The following is a 4,016-nucleotide window of genomic DNA, read 5'->3' as shown; positions in this document are numbered from 1 at the left end:
GGGTTTCCCCATGTGAGAGTAGGTCATCGTCAAGATTCATTTCGCAAAACCCCTATCTGCGCGAGCAGGTAGGGGTTTTGTCTTTTCTGGCTTTATACACGGTATTTGGCTCGTTTCGGGCGGCCCTTTTCCTATGCAAGCCCACTACCCATAGCTATCATGCCAGCCTTATTCCAAGTCGAGACTGGCATGCTGAAGTTGTTGAATCTCCTCAAGGATGGCCGGTTCCATTCCGGAGAAGCCTTGGGGGCAGCCCTCGGGGTGAGCCGCAGCGCCGTTTGGAAGCAGCTGCAGCATCTGGAGAGTGAGCTGAATCTCACCATTCACAAGGTTCGTGGGCGTGGCTATCAGCTAGCGGCGCCCTTGGCCTTGCTCGAAGCAAAGGCAATTGCCGAATTTGCTGGTGGTGAGCAATGGCCAATGTTCATCCACGAAACCATCGGCTCGACTAACGCTGAAGGGTTGCGGCTCGTGGGGGAGGGGCTGGCAGCTCCCTTTCTGGTGCTTGCCGAGCGGCAGAGCGCTGGGCGTGGCCGTCGCGGTCGTCAGTGGGTAAGTCCTTTCGCGGAAAACCTTTACTACAGTCTAGTGTTGCGTGTCGAAGGCGGCATGCGTCAGCTCGAAGGGCTGAGTCTGGTGGTCGGCTTGGCGGTAATGCGCACCTTGGAAGGGTTCGGTGTTAAGGAAGTTGGGCTCAAGTGGCCTAATGATGTTCTTGTTCGTGGGCAGAAAATTGCCGGCATCCTGCTTGAGTTGGTCGGTGATCCGGCGGACGTCTGTCACGTTGTTCTTGGCATTGGCGTCAATGTGAACATGCAGGTAAACGTCCAGGTCGATCAGCAGTGGACATCCATACGACGTGAGGTTGGCTCTCCCATCGATCGTAATCGCCTGGTGGCAATGCTCAGCCAGCAACTGCACCACGAGCTGGCGCGTCACCGACGTTATGGTTTTGCCGCTTTTCAGGAGGAATGGGAGCAAGCACATCTATGGCAGGGGCGTAATGTATCGCTTGTTGCCGGCAGTACCCAGATCGATGGAGTAGTGCTTGGAGTGGATGGGCAGGGTGGTTTGCGCCTGGACATCGATGGCGTGGAGAAGAGCTTCAGTGGTGGTGAGCTCAGTTTGAGGTTGCGTGATGATTCTTGAGCTCGATTGCGGTAACAGCTTCATCAAATGGCGAGTCATTCATGCTGTTGACGCCACTATCGTGGGTGGCGGCATTGTGGATTCGGATCAGGCGCTTGTGGCTGAGGTCGGTACTTTGGCTTCGCTGCGTTTGTCGGGCTGCCGTATCGTCAGTGTGCGTAGTGAGGAAGAAACGGCAGCGCTCTGTACGCTGATCGGTCAGGCGTTTTCTGTGTTGCCGCGTGTCGCGGAACCGGCCCGTGAAATGGCCGGGGTGCGCAATGGATATGATGATTTCCAGCGCCTGGGCATGGATCGCTGGCTCGCGGCGTTGGGCGCATTCCACCTGGCCAAGGGTGCGTGCTTGGTGATCGACCTGGGTACAGCTGCCAAGGCCGACTTCATTGGCGCTGATGGTGAGCATCTTGGGGGGTACATCTGCCCAGGTATGCCTCTGATGCGCAGCCAGTTGCGCACGCACACCCGGCGTATCCGCTACGACGACGCATCTGCGGAGCGTGCCTTGACCAGCCTTGCTCCTGGGCGCTCGACCGTCGAGGCGGTCGAGCGTGGCTGCGTCTTGATGCTCCAGGGCTTTGCTCGTACGCAGCTGGAGCAAGCACGCTCGCTGTGGGGGGAGGACTTTACTGTATTCCTCACTGGGGGGGATGCACCATTGGTGCGTGAAGCAGCACCGCAGGCGCGCGTGGTTCCCGACTTGGTATTTGTTGGCCTGGCAATGGCCTGCCCTTTGAGCTGAGGTGTTTATGCGTTGGTTGTTTCTGCTATTGCTGGTGCTCAACGTCTTCTATTACGTCTGGCACCAACAGGAAGCCCCGCTAAAAGCCAAGGATGTCGCCCCGCTCTCGTTGTACAAAGGCAATCAGCAGGAGATTCGTCTCTTGCGTGAAACGGGTGTGGCTACGCCGCCCCGTCGCCGCGACGAATGTCTGGTGGTGGGCGGCCTGGCAGGGCGAGATCAAATCGATGCGCTGCGCCAGCGCTTGTTGAGCTTGGATATCAGTGCATTGCCGGTATCTGGGCAGCTGCCCGGCGCTGATGGCCTCTGGCTCAAGATTTCCCCGGAAAGCGAGCGTTTGCTGGATCAAACGGTCCTCGCCACTCTTTCCAACGATTTCAAAGACTTAAAACATAAAATTATTTTCTGCCAGGGTATTGCAACTGGCGAATAGCTTGATAGAATGGCGCCCGCTTCACAGGGAACACCACTGAGGTGGTAGAGCTGGAGGCAGTGTCAAAGTAGCTAAGCTTCAGATTTGATTGAAAAAATTTGAAAATAAGCTTGACACTAGGGCGGCAGACAAATAGAATGCCGGCCACATCTGGAGGGATTCCCGAGCGGTCAAAGGGGACGGACTGTAAATCCGTTGCGAGAGCTTCGAAGGTTCGAATCCTTCTCCCTCCACCAGTTTTAGCGAGAGCCGCAAGCTCCGCGGGTATAGTTTAGTGGTAGAACCTCAGCCTTCCAAGCTGATGATGCGGGTTCGATTCCCGCTACCCGCTCCAAGTTTGCCGGATTTTGCACAATGTGTTTCGCTCTTGTAGCTCAGTTGGTAGAGCACACCCTTGGTAAGGGTGAGGTCAGCGGTTCAAGTCCGCTCAAGAGCTCCATATAAACAAGGCAGATATGAAAATATCTGCCTTTGTTTTATCGGCGTAAGACTATTTCTTCTGCGGAGGATTGTATCGATGGCTAAGGAAAAGTTTGATCGTTCCCTTCCCCACGTTAACGTCGGCACTATCGGCCACGTTGACCACGGTAAGACCACTCTGACCGCAGCTCTGACTCGCGTTTGCTCCGAAGTTTTCGGCTCGGCAATCGTTGAGTTCGACAAGATCGACTCGGCTCCGGAAGAAAAAGCGCGCGGTATCACCATCAACACCGCTCACGTTGAGTACAACTCGACCATTCGTCACTACGCTCACGTTGACTGCCCAGGTCACGCTGACTACGTGAAGAACATGATCACCGGTGCTGCCCAGATGGACGGCGCGATCCTGGTTTGCTCGGCCGCCGATGGTCCGATGCCACAAACCCGTGAGCACATCCTGCTGTCCCGTCAGGTTGGCGTTCCGTACATCGTGGTCTTCCTGAACAAGGCTGACCTGGTAGACGACGCTGAGCTGCTGGAACTGGTCGAGATGGAAGTTCGCGACCTGCTGTCCACCTACGACTTCCCAGGCGACGACACTCCGATCATCATCGGTTCCGCTCGTATGGCCCTGGAAGGCAAAGACGACAACGAAATGGGCACTACCGCTGTCAAGAAGCTGGTAGAAACTCTGGACAGCTACATTCCTGAGCCAGTTCGTGCCATCGACCAGCCGTTCCTGATGCCGATCGAAGACGTATTCTCGATCTCGGGTCGTGGTACCGTTGTTACCGGTCGTATCGAGCGTGGTATCGTCCGCGTTCAGGATCCGCTGGAAATCGTTGGTCTGCGTGACACCACCACCACCACCTGCACCGGTGTTGAGATGTTCCGCAAGCTGCTGGACGAAGGTCGTGCTGGCGAGAACTGCGGCGTTCTGCTGCGTGGTACCAAGCGTGACGACGTTGAGCGTGGCCAGGTTCTGGTCAAGCCAGGTTCGGTCAAGCCGCACACCAAGTTCACCGCAGAAGTCTACGTTCTGTCGAAGGAAGAAGGCGGCCGTCACACTCCGTTCTTCAAAGGCTACCGTCCTCAGTTCTACTTCCGTACCACTGACGTGACCGGTAACTGCGAACTGCCGGAAGGCGTTGAAATGGTAATGCCAGGTGACAACATTCAGATGACTGTTACCCTGATCAAGACCATCGCAATGGAAGACGGTCTGCGCTTCGCTATCCGTGAAGGCGGTCGTACCGTCGGCGCCGGCGTCGTAGC

The 4,016-nt window shown here is 56.3% G+C and carries 4 protein-coding genes and 3 tRNA genes; all 7 read left to right on the top strand.

All coding sequences use genetic code 11. The annotated features are described in order from the left end of the window. Window positions 1-189: 189 nt before the first annotated feature. A complete protein-coding gene (birA, locus tag BLX42_RS26190; RefSeq protein ID WP_046788142.1) occupies window positions 190-1,149 on the top strand; it encodes a bifunctional biotin--[acetyl-CoA-carboxylase] ligase/biotin operon repressor BirA in 960 nt (319 codons plus the stop codon). Further along, a complete protein-coding gene (locus BLX42_RS26185; protein ID WP_046788139.1) occupies window positions 1,139-1,888 on the top strand; it encodes a pantothenate kinase in 750 nt (249 codons plus the stop codon). The genes birA and BLX42_RS26185 overlap by 11 nt, the downstream gene beginning before the upstream one ends. A gap of 7 nt (window positions 1,889-1,895) precedes the next feature. Continuing rightward, complete coding sequence (locus BLX42_RS26180) at window positions 1,896-2,321, top strand: hypothetical protein (RefSeq protein ID WP_046788138.1); 426 nt, start codon at window positions 1,896-1,898, stop codon at window positions 2,319-2,321. Window positions 2,322-2,473: 152 nt separating this feature from the next. Beyond that, a tRNA-Tyr gene (locus BLX42_RS26175) sits at window positions 2,474-2,557 on the top strand. Between the two features lie 24 nt (window positions 2,558-2,581). After that, a tRNA-Gly gene (locus BLX42_RS26170) sits at window positions 2,582-2,655 on the top strand. A gap of 29 nt (window positions 2,656-2,684) precedes the next feature. Then, a tRNA-Thr gene (locus tag BLX42_RS26165) sits at window positions 2,685-2,760 on the top strand. 78 nt (window positions 2,761-2,838) lie between these two features. Next, the coding region (gene tuf / locus BLX42_RS26160) for an elongation factor Tu (RefSeq protein ID WP_161872974.1) at window positions 2,839-4,016 on the top strand (1,178 nt) is incomplete at its 3' end.

Source organism: Pseudomonas sp. SG-MS2, assembly GCF_009933855.1.
GTDB lineage: Bacteria > Pseudomonadota > Gammaproteobacteria > Pseudomonadales > Pseudomonadaceae > Aquipseudomonas > Aquipseudomonas putida_E.
This window is presented reverse-complemented; position numbering and strand designations above follow the sequence as displayed.

What these genes read in the sequence shown, in the direction of transcription:
- birA (WP_046788142.1), top strand. Translation starts at nt 190, where the DNA reads ATGCTGAAGTTGTTGAATCTCCTCAAGGATGGCCGGTTCCATTCCGGA.
- BLX42_RS26185 (WP_046788139.1), top strand. Translation starts at nt 1,139, where the DNA reads ATGATTCTTGAGCTCGATTGCGGTAACAGCTTCATCAAATGGCGAGTC.
- BLX42_RS26180 (WP_046788138.1), top strand. Translation starts at nt 1,896, where the DNA reads ATGCGTTGGTTGTTTCTGCTATTGCTGGTGCTCAACGTCTTCTATTAC.